This is a genomic window from Polaromonas sp. P1_G4 (assembly GCF_056405475.1).
In genome coordinates this window covers 1-3,480 of sequence record NZ_JBFUCA010000461.1, presented here as the reverse complement: position 1 = coordinate 3,480, position 3,480 = coordinate 1, and the positions used below count along the sequence as shown (strand labels likewise).

Below are 3,480 nucleotides of genomic sequence, written 5' to 3'. Positions count from 1 at the left end.
CAGCACGGCCGGTGCATCGGCATTGATCGCGTTGACCATATCAGGCTGGCCCTCGGCCGCATCAACGTCGGTGAAAGCCGCCGCATTGACGACGATATCGGGCCTGGCTCCGAGTACGGCGTTCCGGATACCAACGCTGTCGGCAAGGTCGCCGCCAGGCTGGCTCCGATCAGGTGCAATCACCTCGCCCAACGCGGCCAGGCTGCGCAAGAGCTCCGCGCCCAATTGCCCGCTCTTGCCGAACAGCAGGATCTTCAGCATGGACTCACCCGGTATGGCCGCGCTCACGCACCGCTTGCAGCCAACCTGGGTTGTCCAGGTACCAGCGCACGGTGTGGCGCAGGCCGGCTTCGAAGCTCTGGTCAGCATGCCAGCCCAGCTCATGGCGGATCTTGCTCGAATCGATGGCGTAACGGGCATCATGGCCGCGGCGATCGGCTACATGGGTGATCAAGCCGGCATAGCCGGCCGGCACCGGCCGCAATTCATCGAGCAGGCGGCAAATCGTGCGCACGACATCCAGATTGGTTTTTTCTCCCTGGCAACCGATGTTGTAGGTCTCACCGGGCCGGCCGGCCTCCAGCACCATGCGGATCGCCTTGCAATGGTCCTTGACATACAGCCAGTCGCGCACCTGCAGGCCATCACCGTAGACCGGCAGGGGCCGCCCTTCGAGCGCTGCAACAATCATGTGGGGGATCAGTTTTTCCGGAAACTGGTAGGGCCCATAGTTGTTGGCGCAGTTGGTGGTAAGCACCGGCAGGCCATAGGTGCGATGGCTGGCACGCACCAGGTGGTCGGCGGCCGCCTTGCTTGCGGCATAAGGGCTGTTGGGTTCATAGCGGTCAACTTCGCGGAAAGCCGCCGCCGCCGACGTCAGCGAGCCATAGACTTCATCCGTCGACACCTGCAAAAACCGAAAGTTCGTGCCGCTTGATCCTTCCAGCCCCGACCAGTAGGCGCGCGCGGCCTCCAGCAGGCGGAAAGTGCCTACGATATTGGTCTGGACGAACTCTTCGGCCGCGTCGATGGAGCGGTCGACATGCGACTCCGCCGCGAAGTTGATGATGGCGCGCGGCCGGTGCAGCGCGAGCAGGCCGGCCACCCACCGGCTGTCAGCGATATCGCCGTGCGCAAAGACATGGCGGCTGTCACCCTCAAGCCCACGAAGGTTGTCGCGGTTGCCCGCGTAGGTGAGCTTGTCGATATTGAGGATCGGCTCATCGTGCAACGCGAGCCAGTCCAGAATGAAGTTGGCTCCGATAAAACCGGCTCCGCCAGTGACCAGAATCATGGATAGCCTTTGTTGACGGCACACGTGCGGCAACGGCGCCTGGACCGGGATTATCCCCCAGCCGCGGCGCCGCCAACGAAAAACGGGCCTGGAGAACCAGGCCCGTTTGGCATCAAGCCTGAAACAGGCTCAGAAATGAATCCCGCGCATCATCTGCTGCATCGCCACCGCTTCGGCCGACAGCGTCGGTTTGGCGCTCTTGTCGCCCTTGGCGGCCGATGAGTCGGGGAACATGCGAAAGCTGGTGTTCATGGCGATCTGGGCGATGCGCGGCACCAGCGCATGCATGAGCTGGCCGGTGATGCCCAGGCGGGTGGCCACGCGTACCGGCTTGAAGATGCAGGCCTGCGCAATCATGTCGGCGGCCTCTTCAGGGGACAGCGTGGGCACGTTGTTGTACAGGTTGGTCGGCGCGATCATGGGCGTGCGCACCAGCGGCATGTTGATGGTGGTAAAGCTGATGCCGACGTCGGCAAACTCACTGGATGCGCAGCGCGTCCAGGCGTCCAGCGCGGCCTTGGAGGCCACATAGGCCGAGAAGCGCGGTGCATTGGTCAGCACACCGATGGAGCTGATGTTGACCACATGGCCCTTGCGCTTGGCAGCCATGCCGGGCAACAGCCCCATGGTCACGCGCAGGCAGCCAAAGTAATTGAGCTGCATGGTGCGCTCGTAATCGTGAAAGCGGTCGTAGCTGGCCTCAATGGCGCGGCGGATGGAGCGGCCCGCGTTGTTGATGAGGAAGTCGACGCCGCCATGGTTGGCGATCAGCTCCTTGATGAAACGGTCGCAATCCACCATGTCGGCGATGTCGGCCGGGTAAGCCACGAAGTTATAGCCTTTGGCCTTGGCTTCCTTGCAGGCTTCGTCGAGCTTGTCCTGGTCGCGCCCGCAGATGATGGTGATGGCACCCGCATCGGCAAACTTGTGCGCCGCCGCCAGGCCGATGCCTGACGAACCACCGGTGACCAATACCACCTTGCCGTTGACGGTGCCGCGCAGCGACCGGTCGATATGCAGATCGGGATCCAGGTGGCGTTCCCAGTGATCCCAGAGGCGCCAGGCGTAGTCTTTCAGGTTGGGGCAATCGATGTTCGAGCCCTTGAGCGCGGCCAGGGTGTCGCGGCAGTCAAAGCGGGTCGGGTAGTTGACAAACGTCAGCATGTCTTCCGGCAGGCCCAGGTCGGCCAGCACCGCATTGCGCACACKGCGCACCGGCGCCAGCGCCATCAGGCTCTTTTTGACGCCGCGCGGGATAAAGCCCAGCAGGGCGGCATTCACGAACAGGTTCATCTTGGGCGCATGGGCTGCGCGGCTGAAGATGTCCAGCACATCGCCGACGCGGTAGCCCACCGGGTCCACCAGGTGAAAGCATTTTTTGGCAATACCGGTTTTGTGGCTGAGGTGGTCCAGCGCATCGACGACAAAGTCGACCGGAACGATGTTGACCCGCCCGCCCTCCAGCCCCACTGCCGGCATCCAGGGCGGCAGCAGCTGCCGCATGCGCTGGATCAGCTTGAAGAAGTAGTACGGCCCGTCGATCTTGTCCATTTCGCCGGTGGTGCTGTCGCCGACCACCATGGCAGGGCGAAACACCGTCCACGGCACCTTGCATTCCTTGCGCACGATTTTTTCGCTCTCGTGCTTGGTCATGAAATACGGGTGCTCGTAGTTTTCGGCTTCCTCGAACATGTCCTCGCGGAACACGCCTTCATAGAGGCCGGCAGCGGCGATGGAGCTCACATGGTGAAAGTGGCCGGCGTCAATCGCCTTGGCAAATTCCACCGTGTTGCGGGTGCCGTCAATGTTGACGGCCACCTGGCTTTCCTCGTCGGCGCTCAGGTCATACACCGCAGCGAGGTGGTAAAAATGCCCGACCTGCCCCTTGAGTTTCTTGATGTCTTCACTGCTGACACCGAGCTTTTTGCTGGTCAGGTCGCCGTGCACGGCAACGGCGCGGGCGGCGGGTACACCCCAGTATTCCCTCAGCGCCGCCACTTTGCCGGCGCTTTCCTTGCGGATCAGGAAATGAACGGTCGTTCCTTTTCGTTCCAGAAGTTTTTTTACCAGGCGCTTGCCAATGAAGCCTGTGGCCCCTGTAACGAAATAATGCATTTGTGTTTCCTCCGCTGAACGGCCAAGTCAAAAAGTGATTCTTGCTTAAACGGCATGACTCTCTATTCAGC

General features: G+C 61.9%; 3 protein-coding genes. All 3 read right to left on the bottom strand.

Translation table 11 applies throughout. The annotated features are described in order from the left end of the window. Nucleotides 1-261: sugar nucleotide-binding protein (locus AC1D1X_RS18730; RefSeq protein WP_477698863.1), on the bottom strand; the 261-nt coding region annotated here is incomplete at its 3' end. Nucleotides 262-265: 4 nt separating this feature from the next. Beyond that, nucleotides 266-1,294 (bottom strand): dTDP-glucose 4,6-dehydratase, encoded by a 1,029-nt coding sequence (gene rfbB / locus AC1D1X_RS18725; protein ID WP_477668536.1) that lies wholly within the window; start codon nt 1,292-1,294, stop codon nt 266-268. A gap of 129 nt (nt 1,295-1,423) precedes the next feature. Continuing rightward, nucleotides 1,424-3,409 (bottom strand): SDR family oxidoreductase, encoded by a 1,986-nt coding sequence (locus AC1D1X_RS18720; protein WP_477698862.1) that lies wholly within the window; start codon nt 3,407-3,409, stop codon nt 1,424-1,426. Nucleotides 3,410-3,480: the final 71 nt, after the last annotated feature.

Excerpts from the sequence above, each read along its gene's own strand:
- rfbB (WP_477668536.1), bottom strand. The coding sequence starts at position 1,294 with ATGATTCTGGTCACTGGCGGAGCCGGTTTTATCGGAGCCAACTTCATT.